The following is a 23,469-nucleotide window of genomic DNA, read 5'->3' as shown; positions in this document are numbered from 1 at the left end:
AAGCGTCTTCATGGCGCATTCCGCCTAGCGTTAGGGCCATCAACCATAGCCCAGACTGAATAGTACAATCCGCGCAAAAAGAATGAGTCCCAGCCAGGAAGCAATGAACTCGATATCGTCTTCGCTCATCTTGAAAACCTTACTTGAAGTCTTTAACGAGATGCAGATACAAGCTTGGTAAGACGAAAGATGAATGAGTTCGCCTGCGAACGGGCTTTTAGGCTGAAAGGGCATTGTAGAGCGTCTATATCAGACTACTGGTACAGGATCAGATACTTGTAACGCGACTGAAGCGGTAAATAGTCGTGAAGCCGATTAACAGTATCGCGCTCTCCCACATAGCCAACGTCTGCCTAGCCTTTCACGCGCATCCCAAAGTCAGTCGTGCGGGTACAGGCATCGAGGATTAAGCGCTCTCAACGCTGAACGGGCAAGCCATTGTCCCAGTAGGGTGGCTGACCGACGTGATGAAACAGGAAATCCAGAAAAACCTTCACCTTGGCTGAGCGCATGCGGTTTTCCGGATAGATCACATGCACTGCATGGGTTTCGAGATCTTCTGACGCTTCCCAGTCCGTCAACACTGCTACCAGTGCACCGCTGCTTAGCGCTTGATGCACGAGCCATGTCGGGAACAGTACGATCCCCTCCCCAAGCACCGCCGCCTCAAGCAGGCATTCGGCATTATTGCTTCTAAAGCTACCTTTGGCCTGATAGGCCTGAAAGGGTGTCTGGCTTGTAGAGCGGAAATACCACTGACGCACACCGCGCATTCCCTTGTAGACCAGGCAGTTATGATACTCAAGCGCCCCGGGACTTTGCGGTATACCCTGCCGTTCCAGATACATCGGCGCAGCACACACCACGAACCGTTGCTCTCCTAAACTGCGCGCCACCAGGCTGGAATCTTCCAGGCGTCCTACTCGGAAAGTAATGTCAGCCCCTTCCTGCACAGGATCAATAAACGCATCCGTTAATGTCAGCTCGACGTCTATTTTTGGATATCGCTTTTGAAACTCTACCAGCAATGGAACCAGATGCAGACGCCCCAGGGCGACGGCAGCATTGAGCCGAAGTGTTCCCTGCGGCTCTGAAGTGTCTCCACCAATCTGCTCCGCCGCCATATCCAGCTGAAGCAGGGCGTCCCGAACATGTTGGTAATAACGCTCCCCTGCCTCGGTCAATCGGACTGCCCGAGTGTGGCGATACAAGAGCCGCTGCCCCAACGTCGCCTCCAACGCAGAGATATGGCGCGAAACGGATGAGGCAGGCAAATTGAACTCTGCACCTGCCTGCGTAAAGCTCTTGACCGACGCGACCCTGACGAACAGCCGCAAGGCCAGCATGGAAGGCGAGTTGCTCATAAAACAATAGTTATTTGTCTGGAAGCCGATTGTTCCAATTATGACAACTTACTAGCGTAGCGCATTGTTTTTTCTTGAGGATAAACATGCAACACGCTCTGATCCTGTTAGTTGTGCTGATCGCCGGCATGGGTCTGTCGATGGAGGCAGGCCTGTTAGGGCCGCTGGGAGGGGAAGTAGGTCACTTCTCCGCTACCTTGTCGATTTTTCTCGTTGGCGCCGCACTGCTCACATTTGCACTGATTTTTGCTCGCCCGAAAATGGCCCAATTATTCAGTCAGCCACGCTGGCTGCTAGTCGGCGGCATTTTAGGACCTATCTATGTTGTCGTACTAACCGTCGCCACGCCGCTGATCGGTGTCGGGATGACCATGGTGGGCATCCTGTGCGGCCAGGTAGGAGCCAGTCTGGTTATCGATCATTTTGGTCTGCTAGGCAGCACACGCCGTCCCGTCGACCGGTATCGCGTAATGGCGTTCGTATTGATCTTGGTCGCTCTCTGGCTGATTCACTGAGGTATATCCTATGCTCCAGTTTCTGGTTCTTTTTGCCGTATTGGGTAGTGGCGCCGTACTCAGTGCCCAGTCCTCTATCAACGGCCGGCTTGGCGCGCAGGTAGGCGTGCTGGAAAGCGCCTGGCTGACTTTTACCAGCGGTGCCCTGCTTACATTTTTGCTGGTGTTTTTCTTCGAACCCCCTCATCCCATGACACTTTTCACTGCTCCAAAATGGCAGCTGATCGGTGCGCTGTTTGGCGTTGTGTATATGCTCGCGATGGTGTTTTCCATCCCTCGCGTTGGCACCGCTGCCGCTACGGTAGCCGTCATTACTGGTCAGCTGCTGATGAGCCTTCTCATCGATCACTTTGCTTGGCTGGGGAATGCCGAGCGACCCTTGGACGTGTCTCGACTGGTTGCTATCGCACTGCTGTTTGGCGCTCTGGTGCTGATCTACCAGAGTAATCGGATACAGGAATGTTCGCCCCAGGCTGATCCCGTGGAGGAGCGTACCTGACAAACTGGCAGGAGGTGTCCTGAGTGATGCCTTCTGCCATCCGCTCCTCCTCCTTCCCTAGAGTTATAGGGATGCTTGTTCGTTGGGTAAGCGCCTAGGGCAGGCTTCTCTCTTTTCTCATCATGGACGATAACCGCACGTTTTTGTATCTCAGCACACTATCTCCTTCTCGACAGAGAAATTCGCGTTCCATCAATAACCTTTTGATTTTTTAGACTTTTTTCCGACCTCTTTTGATGATGCTGTCATTAGTAAGTCGATTCCCCCAGGCAATAAATAAAAAGTACCTTCTGGGCGGATTGACTGTATTAACCAGTTAGTACACTTTGTTATTCAGCGTGCCCAAACATCATAAGAACAACACGGAGTGCTCTGGATGACCTGCTCTCTTCTCATCCTCAACGGCCCAAACCTTAACCTGCTGGGAACCCGTGAACCACAGATCTATGGTTACGAGACCCTCAACGATGTCGCTCAGCTTTGTCATGAAGCAGCCGATACGCTCGGCCTACAGATCGATTTCCGCCAAACCAACCACGAAGGTGAGCTGATCGACTGGATTCACCAGGCGCGAACCGCCCATGCTGGAATCATCATCAATCCCGCGGCCTGGACTCATACCTCCGTTGCGATCCGAGATGCCCTGACAGCGGTAGCGCTGCCCGTGGTGGAAGTCCATCTCTCCAACGTTCATCAGCGCGAAGCCTTCAGGCATCACTCCTTTGTCTCACCCATTGCCGTAGGGGTCCTATGCGGCTTTGGTGTGGCGGGCTATCGCATGGCCATCGAGTACTTCGCTCACGTCTTCACGAACAAGAAGTGACCATTATGTCCACTCTATTTTCTCCTTCTGTCCTGGCCGGTCTGATTGGCTCAGGTATTCAATCCTCCCGTACGCCTTCCATGCATGAGCATGAGGGTGATGCGCAAGGCATTCGCTACCTCTATCGGCTGATCGACCTCGATGCGCTTGGCCTTGAGGCGTCCGCTCTGCCTGAACTTCTCACAGCAGCCGAGCGCATGGGATTCACAGGTCTGAATGTCACCTTTCCCTGCAAGCAGGCCATTATCCCACTGCTGGATGAGCTTTCAGAGGAGGCCTTGGGTATTGGCGCCGTCAATACCGTAGTGTTCAAAGCGGGCAAGCGGATAGGTCATAACACTGATTGTCTCGGGTTTGCGGAAGGATTTCGCCAAGGGCTGCCAGACGTCTCACGCGAGCGCGTTGTGCAGATGGGAGCTGGCGGTGCCGGGGCAGCCGTTGCTCATGCCTTACTCCGCGAGGAGGTAGCTGAATTGACGGTCTTTGATGTCGATAAGGACAAAGCCCACGCGCTCGTCGACAACCTCAAGGCTATTTTCGGTCTTGATCGTGCGTGCGTGGGAACAGACCTGACCGCCGCCATGCAGGCGACTCAAGGGCTGGTCAACACGACACCGGTGGGTATGGCCAAGCTGCCAGGCATGCCGCTACCGGCCGAACTGCTCAGGCCCGAGGTGTGGGTAGCTGAGATCATTTATTTTCCACTGGAAACCGAACTGCTCAAGCACGCCCGCGAGATCGGTTGCCAGACGCTGGACGGTAGCCGCATGGCGGTCTTCCAGGCTGTGAAGGCGTTTGAGCTCTTTACCGGGCAGCACGCTGATTCCCAGAGAATGCAGGCGCATTTCGCCAGCCTGGGTGACTGACAAGCCTTCTATTTCGTGCCAAGCGACACAGGACAATAACAATGCATGCCGATAGTAAACTAGGCCAGATAGCGCAAGCCCCTTCTCATGCTGGAACCACATCCCAAAAGCCAACCCGGGCACGCTTCGTGATTCTTGCCCTGCTAGCGGTCGGAACCATGATCAATTACCTGGACCGGACCATTCTGGGTATCTCGGCGCCGGTCATGACCCAAGAGCTTGGGATTGATGCGGCGGTTATGGGTCTGATCTTCTCTGCTTTTTCCTGGACGTATGTGCTGGCTCAGGTACCCGGTGGCGTATTTCTCGATCGGTTCGGATCGAAATTCACCTATTTTGCCTCGATCACCTCCTGGTCGTTCGCTACGCTGCTGCACGGATTTGCTTCAGGCTTCTATACCCTGCTGGGATTGCGCCTGATGCTGGGGTTTGCCGAAGCACCGTGCTTTCCCACCAACAGCCGAGTGGTCAGTACCTGGTTCCCTCAGCAAGAGCGTGCCCGTGCCACGAGTATTTATACCGTGGGTGAATACATCGGCTTGGCCTTTCTCAGTCCGGTACTATTCATGATTCTCGCGCACTTTGGCTGGCGCGCGCTGTTTATGATCATCGGAGGCATTGGCATCGCCTTCGGCCTGCTCTGGTGGAAGCGCTACCGTGAGCCCCATGAAGACCCTGCCATGAATCAGGCGGAGCGGGAGCACATCCAGGCTGGCGGTGGCTTGTCAGCCCCCTCGCAGGAGCGCGTTCCCTTTACATGGAGCAATGTCAGCCAGTTGCTCAAGTACCGGCAGATCTGGGGAGCGTGCATCGGTCAGTTTGCCGGTAACGCCACCCTGGTTTTCTTTCTGACCTGGTTCCCCACCTATCTGGCCACCGAGCGCCATATGGGTTGGGTAAAGATGGGGTTCTTTGCAGTACTGCCGTTCATTGCCGCGGCCGTAGGTGTGATGTTTGGTGGCTGGTTGTCCGACTGGATCATCAAGCGCACCGGTAACGCCAGCGTAGGCCGCAAGCTACCCATTATCAGCGGGCTATTGCTGGCTTCTACCATCATCGCGGCGAACTATGTCGACAATGACACCCTAGTCATCGCGATTCTCTCCATCGCCTTCTTTGGACAAGGCATGGTGGGCCTGGGGTGGGCAGTCATTTCTGACATCGCGCCCAAGAAGTTCATGGGCCTTACCGGCGGCATCTTCAATCTGGCGGCCAATCTGGCCGGCATCATTACGCCGCTGGTGGTCGGCTTTATCGTAGCCACCACGGGTTCGTTTGTGGGAGCACTGCTGTTTATCGGTGTTCTTGCCCTAATCGGTGCGTTTTCGTACATCTTCATTTTAGGAGAGGTGAAGCGTATAGAACTTTAAAAGGCCCGGCGCAGGGACGCGTGGGGCCTGGCTGTCGTTGTTTCTCGTGATTCATAACAAACACAACACACGCAGAGAAACCTAAAGGCATGGTCATGAAAACAATAATCGACCTGTACTTTCGCTTCATCAAACTTCTACTGGTGCTGTGCATGCTTGGCATGGTGGCTCTGGTGTTCGGCAACGTTGTCTTGAGATACGCCTTCAATTCCGGCATCAGCGTATCGGAAGAACTGTCGCGCTGGCTGTTTGTATTCATGGTGTTCCTTGGGGCTATCCTCGGCCTCAAGGAGCGCTCGCATATCGGCATGGGTAGCCTGCTCGCAGCCCTGCCAGCCCGCGGCAAGCGCCTGTGTCTCACCCTTTCTCACCTGATCGTGCTGTACATGCTGTGGCTGATAATCCAGGGCAGCTGGCAACAGGCAGTCATCAATAAAGACGTACTGGCGCCGGCATCAGGACTGTCCATGGCAGTGTTCTATTCGGCTGGGCTCGTCTTTGGGATCACCTCGGTCGGCATCATGGTGTACGAACTCTATGCCGCACTGTTCCTTCCCCTGCCGTCTGTATCCTCGCCCTCCTCCAAGGACAAGCAGACACCGTTCGTAACCCCGCCCAAGACAGCCTCAGGGGAGCGCAGCTGATGATTCTTTCCGTTTTCCTGGGCTCTCTGGTCGGCAGTATGGTCATCGGCATGCCGATCGCCTTTGCGCTGCTCGTCGCAAGCGCCGCCATGATGTATTACCTGGATCTGTTTGACGCTCAGATCATTGCGCAAAACCTGCTTAACGGTGCCGACAGTTTTCCATTGATGGCGGTACCGTTTTTCATGCTCGCAGGCGAGATCATGAATGCAGGTGGCCTGTCTCGCCGGATCGTGAACATTGCGATGTCCATGGTAGGGCACAAGCGAGGTGGACTTGGCTATGTGGCGATTATCGCCTCGTGCCTTCTGGCTTCGCTGTCCGGTTCTGCCGTCGCCGATGCCGCCGCCCTTGCCGCCCTTCTGGTACCGATGATGGTCTCGGCTGGACACAGCCGCGAACGGTCGGCAGGCCTGATCGCAGCAGGGGGCATCATTGCGCCCATCATTCCTCCTAGCATTGGTTTCATCATTTTCGGTGTCGCCTCCGGTGTCTCCATTTCCAAGCTGTTTCTGGCCGGTATTGTGCCGGGGCTCATGCTCGGTGCGGCTCTGGCGGTTGCCTGGTGGTGGATCGCTCGCAAGGAGGTCGTGGAAACCTCACCCAAGCGTTCCGGCCGTGAAATTGCGCAGGCGCTCATCGAAGGCAGCTGGGCATTGGGGCTGCCGCTGATCATCGTATTTGGCTTGAAGTTCGGCGTCTTTACACCGACCGAGGCCGCTGTGGTTGCTGCGGTCTATGCGCTATTCGTGGCAACGGTGATCTACAAGGAACTGAAGCTCAGCGATCTGTATGAGCTCATCCTGAGTGCGGCAAAAACCACCTCGGTCGTCATGCTATTGGTCGCTGCCGCCATGGTTTCGTCCTGGTTGGTGACCATAGCCGACCTCCCCGGCCAGCTGGTTGACCTGCTCGATCCGTTCATGGACAACCCCACCGTACTGCTGCTGATGATCATGCTGCTGATTATTATTGTCGGCACCGTCATGGACATGACGCCCACCATCCTGATCCTGACGCCTGTGCTGATGCCAACCGTTGTTCAAGCGGGTATCGACCCTGTGTATTTTGGCGTGCTCTTTTTGATCAACACCGCCATAGGACTCATCACACCTCCGGTCGGAACCGTCCTAAACGTCGTATGTGGCGTCTCCGGGATCCAGATGAATGAAATCATCCGCGGTGTCTGGCCGTTTCTCCTGGCGCAGTTGCTGGTACTGCTCCTGCTGGTCATTTTCCCGGTGCTAGTGACAGGTCCAATGAAATTCCTGGCGGGCTAAGTCACTGCACCCCGTTTCGCAAACAACAAAAACAAGATGGAGCTTTCAAGATGACGATGATCAAAACAGCTTTGGCTACCGCCTGCGCAATCGGTGTGTTGTATGCCAGCACGGTAGCTGCCGAGGTACGTAACCAGACCTTACGGTTTGCCTTCCAGAATGTGAAGGAACATCCTCAGGGTCAGGGCGCACAGAAATTTGCAGATCTGGTGAAGGAAAAGAGCGAGGGCAAGATCAAGGTGCGGCTCTTTCCAGGCGGCACGCTCGGCGGTGATCTGCAAACCGTATCGGCCATTCAGGGCGGCACACTGGACCTGACCGTCCTCAATGCCGGTATCCTGGCGGCCCAGGTAAAGGACTTCGCGATTCTGGATTTCCCCTTCCTCTTCAATGACGCTCAGGAGGCTCAGCAGGTCATGGATGGTCCGGTGGGCCAGGCATTGGCCTCACGCTTGGAAGGCAAGGGCCTGCATACCCTGGGGTATTGGGACCTGGGCTTTCGCAACATAACCAACAGCAAGAAGCCCATCGCCCGCTGGGAGGATCTGCAAGGCTTGAAGATCCGTGTCATACAGTCACCCAGCTATCTGGAGACATTTTCCGCATTGGGCGCAAACCCCGTTCCGATGCCCTTCCCCGAAGTGTATACGGGCCTTGAGCAGCGAACCGTTGATGGACAGGAAAACCCTAATACCGTGATTCTGGGCAGCAAGTTCTACGAGGTGCAGAAATACCTATCGGTGACACGCCACGTGTACAACCCGCAATCGTTCATCATAGGCGAAAAGTCATGGAACAAGCTGAACGAGGACGAGCGCAAGGTCATTACCGAGGCCGCCGCTGAGGCTCAGGCCTATCAGCGCATGGTCTCCAGACAGGCTCAGGACAGTGCCTATCAAACCTTGAAAGGCCACATGGCCGTCAATGAAATTACGCCGGAAGAGATGGATCGATTCCGGGAGAAAACGAAGCCGGTCATCGAAAAACTGGCGAAGGATGTCGATCCCGCACTGGTCAAGATGCTGGATGATGAAATACAAAAAGCGCGTAAATCACAGTAAGCCCCTTTCTCGATACCGCTGCATAAATTGATGCAGCGGTATTCGCGCACCAATCAGTCATTTGCAGACATAGCGCAGCACCACGTCGCAAATGAGTTCCTTGTGCCGCTCCCGGTTATCTGCATCCGTCAGGTCGATCTGGTGGATCGAGGAAAAGGTATAGCGGTTGGACACCCGATAGAAGCAGAACGAGCTCATCATCATGTGCAACTCAAGCGGATCCAGCCCCTCCCGAAAAACGCCCTGTTCTACGCCACGCACCAGAATCCTAGAGATGGTCTGAACAATCGACGAGTTGACTGAGGTAATGGCCTGTGACTGGCGAATGTAATTTCCCTGATGGATATTCTCGATACACACGATCCGAACGAAATCGACATTCAGATCGTGGTAATCAAACGTGAACTCGACCAGTCGCCGAATGGCTTCTACCGGTTCGAGCGCATCCAGATGCATCTGCGACTCGGTCGAGCGGATCTCCCCGTAGAGCTTTTCCAGCACTGCAGAGTAGAGTTGATCCTTGCTCTCGAAGTAGTAATAGATCATGCGCTTCGATGTTCGGGTGCGCTCGGCAATGGCATCGACTCTCGCCCCGCTCAGGCCGTTTTCCGCAAACTCGGCAACCGCCGCCAGGAGGATTTCCTGCTTGGTTTCTTCGGGGTTGTTCTTTCGTGGCAGTCGGGGAACAGACTGCGTTTTTACAGCATCGGGGCTAAGGGATTCGGCAGCCATTATTGGTTGTGTCATTGGCAGGTTCAAAAACCTTATGGTAGTTGTTGTTATTGGATTAAGGTAGGGCTATGCCACGTAGGGCACAGCCCTACCTTCAAAGACGTCCGGCCGTCTTTCGGATGCGCGCCTGAGCCATGGCCGCCAGGCGGACCGGCGTATTGGCAGCACCATAGCCACTGTAACTGTTTTTGCGTTGTAGAACTTCGAAAAAGAAGCGATCCGCGAACGGCTCCGTATAAACATGGAACAGCTCGCCTCCCTGTGCGTCCCGATCATAGAGCACATTGTAATAGGCCAACCGGCTCAGGTAGTCATCGTCAAAGCCGTACCGCGCTGAGAGGTCGTCGTAGTAATTATACGGAATCTCCAATAACGGCACTCCGGCCTCCTTGGCCTGGGCAGCGGCCGCAAAGATGTCATCACATTCGAATGCGATATGGTGGACGCCTGATCCACGGTAGCTCGACAAGGCTCGAGAGATGGCTGTATTACGATTTTCCGAAATGTTGAGCGCCATACGTATCGACCCGCAGGGACTGCGCAGCGCACGGCTTTTCATCAGGCCATAGGGATCCGGCAGCACAACTTCATCGTCAGCCTTGAAATTAAGCAAGCTCTTGTAGAACAGTACCCAGGTGTCGAGGCTGTCTGCGGGCAGCGCCATGGCCACATGATCGATGGTGTTGAGCACATCGTCCGTGGACGAGGTTGCGCTCAGGTTGAAGTCTGTTTCGTAGATCGAGCGCCCATCCGTGCCAGAGGCGACAAAGTAGATCAGGCCTCCATCCGGTGCACGCACCGCAGGAATCTCACGCTCGTTCGGGCCTACCAGGCCGCGATATGGCTGCGCACCATACTGGCAGGCACGCTCCATGGCCTTTGCGCTATCACTGACCCGCAGGGCCTTGGCACACAGCGAAGGTCCATGAACTTCGAAAAAGTTATGGGCAAACGAATAAGGCTCGGCATTGAGTACGAGATTGGTGCTGCCTTGCCTGAGCAAGGTAACGTTCTTAGAGCGATGCTGCCCGGCCTGAGCAAAACCCAGACGGGTTAGCCATTGCGTAAGCTCTGCACGAAGTGGCTCGTCTACGGCAAACTCCAGAAATTCGATACCGTCAAACTCGAGCGGCGGCACCGGATCGAACAACAGCTCCGGCGCAACCGGATCGGCAGGCGGTTCATTGGCCAGGCGGTTGCGGGTTTGTTCCTCCAGGTAAAGCAAGGAACGGAAACCATCAGCCGCATTGGCCCGTGGAGGTGCTGCGCGAAAACCATCGTTGAATACTTCAAGTGAGAGCGGACCGGTATACCCCGAGCGCAGGATCGGCGCCAGGAAACCGGCCAGATCAAATTCGCCTTGCCCCGGGAAGCAACGGAAGTGCCGGCTCCACTCCAGTACATCCATATTGAGAATCGGCGCATCAGCCATTTGCACAAAAAAGATCTTGTCACCCGGAATACTGGCGATACCGGCAGGATCATCCTTCAATGACAGGGTATGAAAACTGTCCAGCAATACGCCCACGCTGGGGTGATCGACCTGTTGCACAATCGACCAGACCTGATGCCAGGTCTTGACGTGCCGCCCCCATGCGAGGGCTTCGTATCCTATGCGCATGCCGCGTGCACCCGCCCGCTCACCCAGCAGGCGAAGGTCATCCACCAGAATAGCCTCCTCGCCTATCGAGTCGACCGTTACGTTGCTGCACACCAGTATCAGATCCGTACCGAGCTCCTGCATCAGGTCAAACTTGCGCTCGGCCCGGTCCAGGTTACGGGGCAAACGGTCACGCGGACACCCCTCGAAATCGCGGAAAGGTTGGAACAATGTGATAGCGAGTCCCAGGTCAGCGCATAATCGACGGATTTCTCGCGGCGTTCCGCCGTAAGTGAGCAGATCGTTTTCAAAAATCTCCACACCGTCGAAGCCTGCGGCAGCAATGGCTTCCAGTTTTTCAGGCAGGGTTCCACTCAAGGAAACCGTGGCGATCGAGCGCTGCATAATCAGTCCCTCTTGGCAGGCATATTGTAGGACCCAGGCCGCTCGGCTGCCCGGATCGGTTTTCTTTGCGCCTACAGCGGTGATAGGTATTAACTCTGGATAGCTTTCACCTTCATAGTGCTCCTTTTATAAATTATTTTGTACTCACTGGTTAGTTTATGTTCGATAAACGAACATATCTGCCTTGCTATTTCAGGTACTGCTGGGTAGCGGTAAGCAAACTTAAACATCGATACACGGTATGGCTCGCCCAAGGGAGGTGATCATGTCCCGGGAAAAAGAGGCAGCCTTCTGGTATTGAACAGATTGACAGGGCTAGCTCTTTTCACATGAGGGCGGCTTTTGTACGTTGGCACTTCCTTCAGGGTTCATGCACGACGCCTTTATGAAAGAAGCAACTCCTATGAAGACTGATGTCCTGCTGTTTACGTTACTGGCTACCTCCTATGAGCAACACGTGGGCAAACGCCTCGTGCCAGAGCCGCTCTCTGGGCAAGCTGCAGCCGATTGGTTGTACTACTCCGCCCCTTTCTGCGTCCTGGCCCATAACGCCGAAAATGACCCTGTGTTCATGTACGCCAACCAAGCGGCGCAACAGCGCTTTGGCTATAGCTGGGAGGAAATTACCCAGCTCCCCTCACGCCTGTCTGCCGGTCCACAGGATCGCGAGGAGCGGCAGCGCTTCATCGATCAGGTGAAGCGCGACGGTTATTCCAGCGGTTATAGCGGTGTTCGGGTCATGAAGAGCGGCCAATGCTTTCTGATACAGAACGCAACGCTCTGGCAGCTCCATGATGCGGAGGGGCGTTATCAGGGACAGGCCGTGCTGATTCCGCAGTCAAAAGACCTGTAGAGGTAATCGGCATTTGCTTTCGGATGTAGACGTTCGGATACTAGGTATCCGTTAATGACTCTCATCTGCATTTATGTCTGCACAGCCTCACGTTTTATTGGTTGAAGATGACCCGGCTCTGGCCGAAGGCATCCAGCAGCACTTGTTGTCCCGGGGCTTTACCCTTGTCCACGAAAGCCGTGGTGACAATGGTCTGGACATGGCCTGTACACAGCGCTTCGATCTGGTACTGCTGGATATCCTGCTGCCAGGACTCAATGGTCTAACAGCGCTAGAAAGGCTTAGAACTCAAAGTGCTGCTCCGGTCATACTTATGTCCGCGCTGGGCGCTGAACAAGATCGAATCACTGGTTTTACACGGGGTGCGGATGATTACCTCCCCAAGCCGTTCAGCCTTGCCGAGCTGGATGCCCGTGTAGATGCGCTTTTGCGTCGAGTCTCCCTGGAGCGGCAGCGAAATATTAACCCACCCGTGGCGGCTCCCGGGCTGCCACACACCGATGATCAGCGACAGGATATCCGTCTGGCGGGCCAATGGGCTGAGCTCACACACTCTGAATACCGACTGTTTACAACGCTGCTAAGGCATCAGGATGAAACACTCAGCAAGGCCTATCTTTACCAAGAGGTCTTCAGTCGCAGCTATACCCGACTTGATCGCGGACTTGATGTGCATGTTTGTAACCTGCGCCGCAAACTCCAGCGTATCCATTGCCAGCGCGTGGTGATCCAGTCTGTCTGGGGAAAAGGTTACGTGGCACGGATACAGCCCTGATGCGCCTGCGTCATTCGCTTTTCTGGAAACTGGGTCTAATGCTGGCCGCCTTCTGCCTGCTATTGGTATGGCTGGTGTGGACGTGGGGATTGCAGGTTGAGCGAAGCAGTTATTTTCTCGACACTTCCGCTCGGGCACTGCTATCCCGTTATGCTGCCGAGGCAGAGCAACTATGGCTGCGAGATCAGAATGCCGAGGCGATAGAAACCTGGCAACGTCAGCTCGAAACTCAGGAAAACACCTGGGCACGGGTGATAGGGCCGGACCTCCGAGCACTTGGTGAGACACCACTGACACCCCAGGAATATGCTCGCCTTACCTTTATGCGCAAGCTGGACTGGCCCATGAGTCGCCGGCTGCAGGATGAGCTCCCCTACGTCAGCATCGAGTTCCCTCTCCATCCCGAGCAGGGTCGCCTGGTTCTTCAACTACCGCAGCGCTTCTTGCCCACAGGGCTCACCCCTTGGACCCATGTCGTGACTCACGGTGTAATGCCGGTATTGTTGGCGCTCGCTCTTGGCCTGCTTCTGTATTGGCATCTAATCGTACCGCTCTCAAGATTGCGCGAGCGTGCTGCAGCCCTTGAAGCAGATGACCTTGAGGTCCCATTAGGTGCGCCGCTGAGCAGACGGCACGATGAATTGGGCGAGTTGGCCCGCGCCTTCGATCACCTGACGCACCGGCTACTGGATCAGATAGAACAGCAGCGCCGACTGCTTCGCGACCTTTCCCACGAGTTACGTACGCCGCTGGCTCGCCTGCGGGTGGCCAGCGACAGTCATCTAGCCTTGCCTCAACTCAAACGTCGCCTCGAAAGTGATGTGCAAGATATGCAGCAACTCGTAAATGACACACTTGACCTCGCTTGGCTGGATACCGAGCGCCCCCGCTTTCATCAGGAGGACGTATCGCTTCTCGGGATCTGGGAGGCGCTGGTTGAAAACGCCTGCTTTGAAAGCGGCTGGGCACCAGACCGTTTGGTGTACACGGTGGACCCGACCTGTGTAGTCCGTGTACATATCAATGGCATCATGCAAGCGCTGGAAAACCTTTTGCGTAATGCTATCCGACACTCCCCTTCGAGCGGACGCGTGCAACTGACCGGAGCACGTGAAGGCGCTTACTGGTTGATTCATCTTGATGATCAGGGACCTGGCGTTCCTGAACATGAACTGGAAAACATTTTTCAACCCTTTTACCGGCTCGCAGAAGAACACTCCTCCCGCAGCGGCTTTGGCCTGGGGCTGGCCATCGCGCAGCGAAACGTTCGTCTTCAAGGCGGCGACCTTTGGGCCCGAAATACAGGTCGTGGCCTGCGCATGACGTTGCGCCTTCCTGCTGGGCAAAGTGTTTAGATTGTTAATGCGCTTTACTGGCAAATAGCAATGACTATCATTTGCGCAAACACACCGACTGCGTTCTTATCCCATCAGCGCCAAACGCCCAATGGCAGGCATTTTGCTGCTGGCGTGATACGGAAGTCGTTTCTACAGGAGTTTGCGTATGCCCTCGATTCCCGTCCGCCGAACCCGCCTTGGTCTAGCCGTTCTGAGCTGTCTGTACGCTCATGTTACCGCTCTTCACGCTGAGGAAAATATCACGCAGTTAAACGATGAGGTGGTCCTCGGTACCGCCGAACAGGAGCTCAAGCAAGCGCCAGGGGTTTCGATCATAACCGCTGAGGACATCAAAAAGCGCCCTCCCGTCAACGACCTCTCACAGATCATTCGAACCATGCCAGGCGTCAACCTAACCGGCAATTCCAGCAGCGGCCAGCGCGGTAACAACCGCCAGATCGATATCCGTGGCATGGGTCCGGAAAACACGTTGATCCTGGTAGACGGTAAGCCTGTCGCCAGCCGCAACGCCGTGCGTTATGGATGGCGAGGCGAACGTGATACTCGGGGTGACACCAATTGGGTGCCTGCGGATCAGGTCGAGCGCATCGAGGTCATTCGCGGACCGGCTGCCGCACGGTACGGCAATGGTGCGGCCGGCGGTGTGGTCAATATCATCACCAAGGGCACGACCCAGGAGACTCATGGTTCAGCCACGCTTTACCACAGCTTTCCCCAGCACAGCGATGAGGGCGCAACCGAACGGGCCGACTTTGGTCTTAGCGGCCCTCTTACCGAGACGTTGAGCTATCGCGTCTATGGCAACGTCGCCAAGACGGACTCGGATGATTGGGACATCAATTCGGGCCATGAGTCTACCCGTACCGGTAACCAGGTTGGCACACTACCGGCAGGCCGAGAGGGTGTACGCAACAGGGATATCAATGGGCTGCTCAGCTGGCAGCTTACACCTGATCAGACGCTGGAATTCGAGGCGGGATTCAGCCGTCAAGGCAATATCTATACGGGCGACACGCAAAATACCAACAGCAACAGTTACGTAAAAAACCTGATGGGCCACGAAACCAACCGGCTCTACCGTGAGACCTACGCTGTTACCCATAAGGGTAACTGGGACTTTGGAAGCAGCCTGGCCTATCTGCAATATGCCAAGACCCGTAACAGCCGCATTCAGGAAGGTCTGGCCGGCGGTACAGAAGGTATCTTTTCCGGAAATAATGTAAACACTTCCGTGCTGCGAGATATCACCGCCCATGCCGAGGTGAATATGCCATTGCAGACGTCGGAGGTCGATCATGTGCTAACGCTGGGCAGCGAATGGATCCGCCAGGAGCTTGACGACGCCACATCCACCAGTCAGAGCGTTAGTGAAGGTGGCAGTGTCCCCGGCCTTTCGGGTAGCAACCGCAACAGTACCGCATCGGCAGAAATCTTCTCACTGTTCGCCGAGGACAATATTGAACTCAGGCCAGGCACGATTCTGACACCCGGACTGCGCTTCGATCATCATGATGTAGTTGGCGACAACTGGAGTCCCGCACTCAACCTCTCACAAACACTGACGGATACCGTCACGCTCAAGGCAGGTATCGCCCGCGCCTACAAGGCGCCGAACCTCTACCAGCTCAATCCCAACTACCTGCTCTATAGCCGTGGTCAGGGTTGCTATGGACAGAGCACAAGCTGCTATCTACAAGGTAATCAAGACCTTAAGGCCGAGACCAGCATCAACAAGGAGCTGGGACTTGAATACCAGCATGACGGCGTTGTCGCCGGTTTGACCTACTTTCGTAACGACTACAAAAACAAAATCGAGTCCGGCCTGAACCCTACAGGGCGTGCGAACGGTGGTACCGGCAGCTACGCCAACTCTAATATTTATCAGTGGGAAAACATCCCTAAGGCATTGGTAGAAGGCCTTGAAGGTACGCTTACGCTGCCGCTGTCCGAGGACGTGACCTGGCGTAATAACTTCACCTATATGCTGAGATCCAAAAACAAGGAGACCGGGGACGTACTGTCAGTGACACCCAAGTACACCCTTAACTCCACCTTGGACTGGCAGGTGCAGGAAGACCTTTCACTTCAGCTCAACGTGACCTGGTATGGCAAACAAAAACCCAAGAAGTACGATTATCAGGGTAATCGCGTAACAGGCTCGTCCAACAACCAGCTCTCGCCCTATGCCCTTGCAGGTCTCAATGGCACCTATGCGCTAACAAAGAACGTCAGCGTGACGGCAGGTATAGAGAATCTGTTCGACAAGCGCTTGTTCCGTGAGGGTAATGCCCAAGGCGTCAATAACATTGCAGGTGCAGGGGCTGCTACCTATAACGAGCCAGGCCGCACCTTCTTCTCCAGCGTAACCGTTTCGTTCTGACCGTCAGCCCCGCCGCGTAATAGCTCCGCAGCGGGGCCAGGATTGACCTTATGCGTATCCCAATCATACTGGCGGCGGTGCTGGCATGCCTTGTCAGCCTGCCCTCACTGGCCCGGCCTAATCTTGAAGAACCCATGGACAGCCATATCCTGTCGCAGTCTAGCCTTCCCTACGGATTCAGCGACTTCCACCTACGAAGTCAGGATGGAAAGCGCGGCTACCATATCTGGATCGCTACGCCGCATCGGCCTGTTCCCGCGTCCGGCTATCCGTCCCTGTTTCTGCTGGACGGTAATGCTGCCCTCGGAGCATTGAGCGAGGATAACTTGAAGCAACTGGCAGAAGGTAGTTCGCCTGTTCTGGTGATTATTGGACACGACACGCCTCTGCGATTCGACCCGGACACGCGAAGCTACGATTTTACTCTGCCTACCCAGGCGCTTGGACCGACCCACGATAGCCTGACCGGCTCGCCAACTGGCGGAGCTGACCATTTTCTAGACTGGCTGGACCTTACGCTGGCGCCTGAACTGGCAAAGCGGGTCATGCTTGACCCCAACCATAAAGCGATCTGGGGCCATTCGTATGGTGGGCTCTTGGTACTGCATGCCCTGTTAACGCGTCCCGGCAACTTCCGGTCCTACTATGCGGCCAGTCCTTCGCTGTGGTGGGGTAACGGCCAGCTCTTGCAAGAAGAAGCCGGCTTTGACAAACGCCTCGCAGATACCTCTGTATGCCTCTTTGTCTTGCGTGGTAAAGACGAACCCGCCTATCCGTCCAGGCTGCCGGCGGAATCGGCATCTCGGGTAACCACTTCCACAGCAGAAGCACTTACTATGCGGCTGGTTCAGACCCCGGGGGTGAGCGGTCAATACCGTGAGTTTGAGGGGCTAGGCCATGGCGCGATGTTCAACCGATCGCTGAGCTGGACACTGACGCATTATTCAGCAGGTAATGCTTGTAACTGACGAAAGGCGCTAGCTAATAGGTATGAGGCTAGGGTTTGCGTCTTCAAGATAACACCAGATCTGGTTGGTACAGCATCGCCAACCAGATCCGTAGGTATTCCAACACCAAGTACGCCACTAAGCACCCTGCCCCCAATTCATTTCCAGCCCGCCATCAATCGTAAAGTTCTGACCGGTGACGTAGTCGGACTCAGGGCTGACCAGATATAGCGCCAGCTCGGCAATCTCCTCAGGATAGCCGGGACGCTTCCAGGGAATATTGGGCAGCTCTTCCTCGCGCTTCTGGGGATCGTCGACTCGAGCCTCTGTCATCGGGGTTCGGATAAGCCCTGGCGCAATAGCGTTCACATTGATCTTGAGCGGCGCAAGTTCCAGCGCAAGGCTGCGCGTCATGGTAAGAAGCCCACCTTTGGCAGCGCCATAAGGCACATTGTTGGGGCTGGGGATTGAGTCATGAACAGACGTGATATTGAGGATCTTTCCCTGCCCACCGACCTGCTGGCGGCGCCGGATGAACTCACGGGCACAGAAAAACGGCCCGTATAAATCGGTTTTGATCACCAGATCGAATTCCTCAGTAGTCAGTTCGGTAATGGGTTTGCTTTTGCCCGTACCGGCGTTATTAACCAGAATATCGGGTGTCCCCAGCTCCTCGTCCACTGCCTTGAACAGGGCCGACACACTGTGTTCGTCTCTGACATCCACTTGCCTTACCAGACCGCGGCCCCCTGCGTTGCGGACTTGCTCGAGGGTGTCCTGAGCACCCTGCTGATCGGAGTGATACGTGATCGCCACATGAGCACCTTCCCGCGCGAACACGGCTGCCATGGCCTTTCCCATACCCGAATCAGCACCGGTTATAACTGCGATTTTACCTGCCAGCTTGCTCATATCGTCTCCTTATGGGTGGGTTGAGATGTATGAGGGCCATACCCTCACGGCTATTACGATGGACCGTGTGTATCCCACCTCTACTGCCCCACTCGTCAGGCAAAGGAACAAGGCACCTACTGGAACCGCCATTTTGACCATGGTGTCCCCATTAGAGAGAGGCTGGCTTCTGTTATGAGGTTTCTGCAATGAAAGCGCCCCACCGTCTCGAAGCGTATGACAAAGTCACCGGCAAGGCCTGCTACACGGCGGATCTTGCCCATGGGCCGGTAGACGGACCACTGGCTCATACAGCCGTGGTTCAAAGTACGCAAGCAACAGGACGCATTGAGGCTATCGATACGGCCGCCGCGCTTGCACTGGAAGGGGTGCACTGTGTGATGACGCACCTGGACGCGCCAAGACTCAAACCCGTTCATACCCTGCCAGGTGGAGAGCTGACGCGTTTTCAGCCGCTCCAGGATAGCCGGCTGCATTACAACGGGCAGCCTGTTGCGCTGGTGATCGCTGACACTGCTGAGCAGGCACAGCGCGCCGCTGCCTGTGTAACAATACGTTATGCAGCCCCCGAGCAGCCGCCCTTACTGGTTTTGGATGAACAAAAGGCCGAACGGCCACAAATGGTGGGGGTCGGAGAGCCTGGCACAACGGAGCGAGGCGATCCGGATACCGCCTTTGCAATGGCCGAGCAGACATTCGAGCAGGTCTACGAGACGGCTTCTCACCATCACAACGCCCTGGAGCCTGGCGCCGCAATCGCTGCGTGGGATAGCCATGGGCGACTGACACTGTACCTTGGCACGCAATATTCCTATGGCGATGCATATGGCTTGGCTCAGGCCTTTGACATGGGCCTGCAAAAGGATTTCATGGAGGTCATGAAAACCGGCTCACCTGAAGAGGCATTACGCGACAAGGTCCGGATAATCGTGCCCTTCGTGGGTGGCGCCTTTGGAGGCAAAAAGGGTAATGTTCACCCGCTCTTGGCGGCCATGGCGGCAAAGCGGACCGGGCGACCCGTCAAGCTTGCCCTGACACGACGCCAGACCTTTTCCATGATGCCCTATCGCGGGGCCACGCGGCAGCGGGTCCGTCTGGGCGGCGGGAAGGATGGCCGATTACAGGTACTGATGCAGGACGCCTTGATCCAGAACTCCACTACATCTAACTTCATCGAGCCCGTTGGCGAAATGACGCCCAAGCTCTACGCCTCTAAGCATCTGCGCACGCAGCATAAAACCGCGCGGCTCGACGTTAATGCCCCCAGCTGGATGCGTGCGCCTGGCGTGGCGGTAAGCCAGTTCGCGATCGAAAGCGCTATGGATGAATGGGCTTATCAGCAGGGTATCGATCCTCTGGAGGCCCGCCTACGTAATTATGCTGACCAGGAACCGCAGAGCGGTCATGAATGGTCAAGCAAATCCCTCAAGGACTGCTATCAGGCGGCGGCTGAACGTATTGGCTGGCAATCACGCGATCCTCGTCTGGGTGCACAGCAGGAGGGCCGATTCAAGGTCGGCTACGGCATGGCGACGTCCATTTACCATGTCGCGCAGATGGCCGCTTGCGCCCGTATGCGGATAAGGGCAGACGGAACAGCGGTCGCCTCCTCGTCAACCCATGAGATCGGTCAGGGCAGCGCCACGGCCCTGTCACAACTTGCCGCCGAAGCGCTGGGGCTGCCGTTGGGCAGTGTCACACTGGAATGGGGAGACACACGACTGCCCTACAGCTCATTGACGGCCAGCTCGTCGACAACCCTGAGTCTTGGCGCAGCGCTTCACGCCGCAGCCGATGCGTTGCGCCTGAAGCTGGGTACGCTGGCCAGTACAGATCCCGCCTCGCCGCTTCATATGACAAACCCGGCAGAACTGAAGCTCCAGGAAAGCGGCCTTGTTTCACAGACAGGTCGCCAGGAGTCATTCGTATCGTTACTGACGCGTCACCAACTGGATTACCTTGAAGCCGAGGCCGGTACCGCAGATCAGATCAATCCACCCGAGGTAGGACGCGCTGCATTTGGCGCACAATTCGTCAAAGTGCTGGTAGATCCGCAACTGGGTACTCTCAGGGTTGAGCGTCTGGTAGGCGCCTTTGGCTGTGGTCGCATCGTGAATCCAACCCTTGCCCATAGTCAGCTCTTGGGCGGAATGGTATGGGGGCTGGGACAGGCATTGATGGAAGAGACGCGTCTTGACCGGCACAACGGCCGCTGGATGAATGCAGACCTCTCCGAGGCTTTGATTCCCACTCAGGCAGATGTGCCGGATCTGGATATCATCATGATTGAAGAAGATGACCGCCGCGGCCATCCCCTTGGCATCAAGGGTCTTGGCGAGATTGCTGTCGTTGGCGTAGCCGCTGCTGTCGCCAACGCCATTTTCCATGCAACGGGACAGCGGATTCGAACCTTACCCCTAACCTTGGATAAGCGGCTTATTCTGTAAACAAGCTACCAGCCGATAACACTGTCAGGCTTGTCATAGGCGCTCAGACTTGCCCTGCCGGCGTATCAGCAACCGCACGAGGGGGCGTCGTATCAATCACGGGAGAGAATCCACGCACTCGTGTCGGCGCTGGCTTGAGGAACAAGGCAACCAACCAGCTGGCCATGAGACTTAGAACGGCAGGAAGCGCATGATCCGCTTGCATAAAGGCAAAGCAGGCGGCGATACCCAGCCAGATAATAACGTAGTAACGCATAATGACTTCCTCACCAAAGTGGACTTCGAGGCCATAAGCAACAAGGCGAGCGGATTTTTCCCTAAAGTGAGACCTATGTCCAAAGATATTTGTAGACCCGCCTCCAATTCGAAGGTAGAGGCGGTCAGCTCCTGTTTTGACTGACGCCCCTTACCCCAAATGCTCAAATTTCCCAGACAATATTCATCGATACATTGCGGCCAGGTTGACTCAGGCGGTCGATATTGGCTGGCGCCAGCATTCCTCCCTCTCCGGTTGTGTCATAACCTCGTAGGTCATCCCACAGCCAGTATTTCCTGTCGGTGAGGTTGTAGAGTCCAGCGTTGACCGTGAGATCGCGGGTGAGCTTGTAGTAAGCCGTAAGATCCAGTACGCCAAACCCCGGCGTGCGAAACTGCGTACTACCGTCGGCAGCGTGATAGCGCGCGTCATCGACACGCTTCTTGCGTTGTACCAGTGTCCAGTCGAGACGACCGCCATATTGACCTGCACGATCGTCGTATCCGAGGCTGAAGACCCCTGTCAGCGGACTCACGCTATTGAGCGGCTGACCAGTGTCATCGTTGCGGCCCCAGGCGTAGGCGATGGTGCCTTCGCTGTAGGCGCCCTCAGGCAGGCCAACGGTGTCCAGTTCCAGATGCCCTTTGGCTTCGGCGCCTTTGATCGTGGCATGACTGATATTGCTGGACTGGAAAACAGCATAACTGCCCCCTCCGCCCAAGGCATCCTCTTCAATAAAATCGCGATATTTGTTATAGAACACCGCGACACTGAAATTGCCCTGATCGAAGTGTCCTCTAAACCCCAACTCAACGCCACGGCTGGTTTCCGGATCAAGGTCGGTATTGCCCACCACTTGGTAACCTGCGCTTTCATTGGTGAAGTTGCCATATAACGCTTTGGGTGTTGGTGTGCGGAAGCCCTCGGCGTACTGGCCGAAGGCACTGTAATGATCATTGAAGCGATAGGTCACGCCTAGTTTTGGTGAAACGTGGTGCCAGCTCTTTTCGCTATCATCGAAAGCCGTACCGCTGGCCAACCCGGCGAGATAGGCTGTATTGGCATCCGGCTTCAGCGTCGTATGGTCATAGCGTAACGCTGGCAGAAAGGTCCAGGCCCCTATATCGATCTGGTCCTGAACAAACGTTCCCCAGGTGTCCACCGCAGGCGATGGAAAATCGCTGGCATAAAGATTAGCCACACCACGGTTGGATGTCCCTGTCCGCAAGCCGTTGACCTCCTGGTGCTCATAACGCAGTCCATAAGTTACCAGATGCTCGCTCTCGCCCATGGCGAAATGCTTGTCGAGTTTGTTATCGAATGCCCAAGTATGCTCTTCATACGTGGTCTTACGGTAATAGCTGGCGCTGCTATTGGGCTGGTAAGTGCGCTGATCCGTCCCACCGTTTTGGTAGCTGAGCAACGTGGTCCAACGATCAGCGAAGCCGGTAGTCAGGCTCAGTGCGTTTTCCAGACTGAAGCGCTCTCGTTCCTCTACATCAACGACATTACGTCCCAGATAACTGCGCGTCTGTACGCCGAAAATACGGGTCGGTGCACTTTTGATATCACCGTCCAAACGTGAGCGATAATGCTCATAGGTCAATTGCAAACGGCTGTCGTCACCGTAGTGATAGCCTAGTTTCGCCAGCACGTTGTAGCTGTCGTGATCCTCCGGGTTGGCTGCGGTACGGCTGCTACCGAGTCCATGATGGCCCCCATACGACTCCGTTTCGTGCCCACTGCGCTTGCCATAATGCACCAGCGCATCGAAATCGCCGGTCCGGCCTGCCACTGTACCGGAGGTCAACCAACTACGATCAGCGGAGCTGTATCCTGTCTTGAACCGGGCACCATAGTTCCTACCCTCTCTGAGCAGATCTTCTGGATCAAGCGTGAAGTAGCTGACAGCACCACCGATGGCATCACTTCCATACAGAGCAGAAGCCGGGCCACGCAGAATCTCTACCCGCTTGACAAGGTCGGGATCAACATAATTTCGCCGGGTATTGGCATAAGGACCAAACGCATACGCGTCCGGTACCGTCACGCCATCAATCTGGGTCAAGACTCGGTTGCCGTCGATCCCCCGGATATTGAAACCGTTAATGCCAGCTGCGTGCCCTGTACCTCCTACACTGACACCCGGCTCATGCCGCACCAGATCCCTGATGGTATTGATATTTTCCCGGTCTATATCCGTCTGTTCCTTGACCGTGACGGTAGTGGGAACGGCGGTAATCGGCTGTTCGGTAAAGGTTGCAGTAATGGTAGTGACTGGAAGAGCGCTGGCGCTTTCGGCGGCGGCTGTAAAGCCAGGTGTCAGGCACAACAGGACAATCCACGGGCGAAGCGGAAACGGCGGAGACATATTCATAGAGG

20 protein-coding genes are annotated in these 23,469 nt (G+C 55.6%); 14 read left to right on the top strand and 6 right to left on the bottom strand.

From position 1 onward, the window contains the following. Positions 1 to 416: 416 nt before the first annotated feature. Complete coding sequence (locus JQR90_RS19905; protein WP_073449922.1) at positions 417 to 1,364, bottom strand: LysR family transcriptional regulator; 948 nt, start codon at positions 1,362 to 1,364, stop codon at positions 417 to 419. Between the two features lie 86 nt (positions 1,365 to 1,450). On the opposite strand from JQR90_RS19905, the gene JQR90_RS19900 reads away from it, so the two are divergent. The 8 genes from JQR90_RS19900 (at position 1,451) to JQR90_RS19865 (ending at position 8,422) form a co-directional block, all read left to right on the top strand. Further along, on the top strand, positions 1,451 to 1,879 hold the full coding sequence (locus JQR90_RS19900; protein WP_010798920.1) for a DMT family transporter: 429 nt from the start codon (positions 1,451 to 1,453) through the stop codon (positions 1,877 to 1,879). A 10-nt stretch (positions 1,880 to 1,889) separates the two neighbouring features. Next, entirely contained in the window at positions 1,890 to 2,378 is a 489-nt protein-coding gene (locus JQR90_RS19895; RefSeq protein WP_010798919.1) for a DMT family transporter, read from the top strand. Positions 2,379 to 2,754: 376 nt separating this feature from the next. Continuing rightward, entirely contained in the window at positions 2,755 to 3,201 is a 447-nt protein-coding gene (gene aroQ, locus JQR90_RS19890; RefSeq protein ID WP_010798918.1) for a type II 3-dehydroquinate dehydratase, read from the top strand. A gap of 5 nt (positions 3,202 to 3,206) precedes the next feature. Then, positions 3,207 to 4,067, top strand: coding sequence for a shikimate dehydrogenase (locus tag JQR90_RS19885; protein ID WP_010798917.1), 861 nt, complete (start codon positions 3,207 to 3,209; stop codon positions 4,065 to 4,067). 41 nt (positions 4,068 to 4,108) lie between these two features. Beyond that, on the top strand, positions 4,109 to 5,437 hold the full coding sequence (locus JQR90_RS19880; protein WP_010798916.1) for an MFS transporter: 1,329 nt from the start codon (positions 4,109 to 4,111) through the stop codon (positions 5,435 to 5,437). Between the two features lie 95 nt (positions 5,438 to 5,532). After that, a complete protein-coding gene (locus tag JQR90_RS19875; protein ID WP_010798915.1) occupies positions 5,533 to 6,081 on the top strand; it encodes a TRAP transporter small permease in 549 nt (182 codons plus the stop codon). Further along, positions 6,081 to 7,361 (top strand): TRAP transporter large permease subunit, encoded by a 1,281-nt coding sequence (locus tag JQR90_RS19870; RefSeq protein ID WP_010798914.1) that lies wholly within the window; start codon positions 6,081 to 6,083, stop codon positions 7,359 to 7,361. Before JQR90_RS19875 ends, JQR90_RS19870 begins: the two co-directional genes overlap by 1 nt. 50 nt (positions 7,362 to 7,411) lie before the next feature. Further along, positions 7,412 to 8,422 (top strand): TRAP transporter substrate-binding protein, encoded by a 1,011-nt coding sequence (locus JQR90_RS19865; RefSeq protein WP_010798913.1) that lies wholly within the window; start codon positions 7,412 to 7,414, stop codon positions 8,420 to 8,422. A gap of 57 nt (positions 8,423 to 8,479) precedes the next feature. On the opposite strand, the gene JQR90_RS19860 is transcribed toward JQR90_RS19865, so the two are convergent. Next, a complete protein-coding gene (locus JQR90_RS19860) occupies positions 8,480 to 9,154 on the bottom strand; it encodes a TetR/AcrR family transcriptional regulator (protein ID WP_019364568.1) in 675 nt (224 codons plus the stop codon). Positions 9,155 to 9,248: 94 nt separating this feature from the next. After that, the gene (gene quiC, locus JQR90_RS19855; protein ID WP_010798911.1) at positions 9,249 to 11,159 is read right to left on the bottom strand and encodes a 3-dehydroshikimate dehydratase QuiC; all 1,911 of its coding nucleotides are present in this window, start codon (positions 11,157 to 11,159) and stop codon (positions 9,249 to 9,251) included. 385 nt (positions 11,160 to 11,544) lie between these two features. Between quiC and JQR90_RS19850 the strand changes: the two genes are divergently transcribed. The 5 genes from JQR90_RS19850 (at position 11,545) to JQR90_RS19830 (ending at position 17,493) form a co-directional block, all read left to right on the top strand. Then, positions 11,545 to 12,012 carry an MEKHLA domain-containing protein gene (locus JQR90_RS19850; protein WP_083603107.1) on the top strand — a complete coding sequence of 156 codons (468 nt, stop codon included), beginning with the start codon at positions 11,545 to 11,547 and terminating at the stop codon, positions 12,010 to 12,012. Between the two features lie 73 nt (positions 12,013 to 12,085). After that, on the top strand, positions 12,086 to 12,787 hold the full coding sequence (locus JQR90_RS19845) for a response regulator transcription factor (RefSeq protein WP_010798909.1): 702 nt from the start codon (positions 12,086 to 12,088) through the stop codon (positions 12,785 to 12,787). Further along, positions 12,787 to 14,142 (top strand): sensor histidine kinase, encoded by a 1,356-nt coding sequence (locus JQR90_RS19840; protein WP_010798908.1) that lies wholly within the window; start codon positions 12,787 to 12,789, stop codon positions 14,140 to 14,142. Before JQR90_RS19845 ends, JQR90_RS19840 begins: the two co-directional genes overlap by 1 nt. 148 nt (positions 14,143 to 14,290) lie before the next feature. Beyond that, a complete protein-coding gene (locus tag JQR90_RS19835; RefSeq protein ID WP_010798907.1) occupies positions 14,291 to 16,525 on the top strand; it encodes a TonB-dependent siderophore receptor in 2,235 nt (744 codons plus the stop codon). Positions 16,526 to 16,575: 50 nt separating this feature from the next. Next, positions 16,576 to 17,493 carry an alpha/beta hydrolase gene (locus JQR90_RS19830; protein ID WP_010798906.1) on the top strand — a complete coding sequence of 306 codons (918 nt, stop codon included), beginning with the start codon at positions 16,576 to 16,578 and terminating at the stop codon, positions 17,491 to 17,493. A 117-nt stretch (positions 17,494 to 17,610) separates the two neighbouring features. On the opposite strand, the gene JQR90_RS19825 is transcribed toward JQR90_RS19830, so the two are convergent. Continuing rightward, positions 17,611 to 18,384, bottom strand: a complete 774-nt coding sequence (locus JQR90_RS19825) for an SDR family NAD(P)-dependent oxidoreductase (protein ID WP_010798905.1) — start codon at positions 18,382 to 18,384, stop codon at positions 17,611 to 17,613. Between the two features lie 188 nt (positions 18,385 to 18,572). Here JQR90_RS19825 and JQR90_RS19820 point away from each other — a divergent pair, with 188 nt between their 5' ends. Then, positions 18,573 to 20,831 carry a xanthine dehydrogenase family protein molybdopterin-binding subunit gene (locus tag JQR90_RS19820; protein ID WP_010798904.1) on the top strand — a complete coding sequence of 753 codons (2,259 nt, stop codon included), beginning with the start codon at positions 18,573 to 18,575 and terminating at the stop codon, positions 20,829 to 20,831. A 43-nt stretch (positions 20,832 to 20,874) separates the two neighbouring features. Here JQR90_RS19820 and JQR90_RS19815 read toward each other — a convergent pair whose 3' ends face one another. Continuing rightward, entirely contained in the window at positions 20,875 to 21,087 is a 213-nt protein-coding gene (locus tag JQR90_RS19815; RefSeq protein ID WP_010798903.1) for a hypothetical protein, read from the bottom strand. A gap of 163 nt (positions 21,088 to 21,250) precedes the next feature. Beyond that, entirely contained in the window at positions 21,251 to 23,464 is a 2,214-nt protein-coding gene (locus tag JQR90_RS19810; RefSeq protein ID WP_073449916.1) for a TonB-dependent hemoglobin/transferrin/lactoferrin family receptor, read from the bottom strand. Positions 23,465 to 23,469 lie beyond the last annotated feature (5 nt).

Origin of the sequence: Pseudomonas sp. JZ114, from assembly GCF_051027705.1 — a bacterium.
Classification (GTDB): domain Bacteria; phylum Pseudomonadota; class Gammaproteobacteria; order Pseudomonadales; family Pseudomonadaceae; genus Chryseomonas; species Chryseomonas luteola.
The sequence above is the reverse complement of the archived record's forward strand: the minus strand, read 5'-3'. Positions and strand labels throughout refer to the sequence as shown.

Bases quoted from the DNA above. Each gene is read 5' to 3' on its own strand.
- JQR90_RS19835 (WP_010798907.1), top strand. From the start codon at position 14,291: ATGCCCTCGATTCCCGTCCGCCGAACCCGCCTTGGTCTAGCCGTTCTG.
- JQR90_RS19840 (WP_010798908.1), top strand. From the start codon at position 12,787: ATGCGCCTGCGTCATTCGCTTTTCTGGAAACTGGGTCTAATGCTGGCC.
- quiC (WP_010798911.1), bottom strand. From the start codon at position 11,159: ATGCAGCGCTCGATCGCCACGGTTTCCTTGAGTGGAACCCTGCCTGAA.
- JQR90_RS19850 (WP_083603107.1), top strand. From the start codon at position 11,545: ATGAAAGAAGCAACTCCTATGAAGACTGATGTCCTGCTGTTTACGTTA.
- JQR90_RS19900 (WP_010798920.1), top strand. From the start codon at position 1,451: ATGCAACACGCTCTGATCCTGTTAGTTGTGCTGATCGCCGGCATGGGT.
- JQR90_RS19845 (WP_010798909.1), top strand. From the start codon at position 12,086: ATGTCTGCACAGCCTCACGTTTTATTGGTTGAAGATGACCCGGCTCTG.
- JQR90_RS19895 (WP_010798919.1), top strand. From the start codon at position 1,890: ATGCTCCAGTTTCTGGTTCTTTTTGCCGTATTGGGTAGTGGCGCCGTA.
- JQR90_RS19885 (WP_010798917.1), top strand. From the start codon at position 3,207: ATGTCCACTCTATTTTCTCCTTCTGTCCTGGCCGGTCTGATTGGCTCA.
- JQR90_RS19870 (WP_010798914.1), top strand. From the start codon at position 6,081: ATGATTCTTTCCGTTTTCCTGGGCTCTCTGGTCGGCAGTATGGTCATC.
- JQR90_RS19875 (WP_010798915.1), top strand. From the start codon at position 5,533: ATGAAAACAATAATCGACCTGTACTTTCGCTTCATCAAACTTCTACTG.
- JQR90_RS19880 (WP_010798916.1), top strand. From the start codon at position 4,109: ATGCATGCCGATAGTAAACTAGGCCAGATAGCGCAAGCCCCTTCTCAT.
- aroQ (WP_010798918.1), top strand. From the start codon at position 2,755: ATGACCTGCTCTCTTCTCATCCTCAACGGCCCAAACCTTAACCTGCTG.
- JQR90_RS19830 (WP_010798906.1), top strand. From the start codon at position 16,576: ATGCGTATCCCAATCATACTGGCGGCGGTGCTGGCATGCCTTGTCAGC.
- JQR90_RS19820 (WP_010798904.1), top strand. From the start codon at position 18,573: ATGAAAGCGCCCCACCGTCTCGAAGCGTATGACAAAGTCACCGGCAAG.
- JQR90_RS19860 (WP_019364568.1), bottom strand. From the start codon at position 9,154: ATGGCTGCCGAATCCCTTAGCCCCGATGCTGTAAAAACGCAGTCTGTT.
- JQR90_RS19825 (WP_010798905.1), bottom strand. From the start codon at position 18,384: ATGAGCAAGCTGGCAGGTAAAATCGCAGTTATAACCGGTGCTGATTCG.
- JQR90_RS19815 (WP_010798903.1), bottom strand. From the start codon at position 21,087: ATGCGTTACTACGTTATTATCTGGCTGGGTATCGCCGCCTGCTTTGCC.
- JQR90_RS19865 (WP_010798913.1), top strand. From the start codon at position 7,412: ATGACGATGATCAAAACAGCTTTGGCTACCGCCTGCGCAATCGGTGTG.
- JQR90_RS19905 (WP_073449922.1), bottom strand. From the start codon at position 1,364: ATGAGCAACTCGCCTTCCATGCTGGCCTTGCGGCTGTTCGTCAGGGTC.
- JQR90_RS19810 (WP_073449916.1), bottom strand. From the start codon at position 23,464: ATGAATATGTCTCCGCCGTTTCCGCTTCGCCCGTGGATTGTCCTGTTG.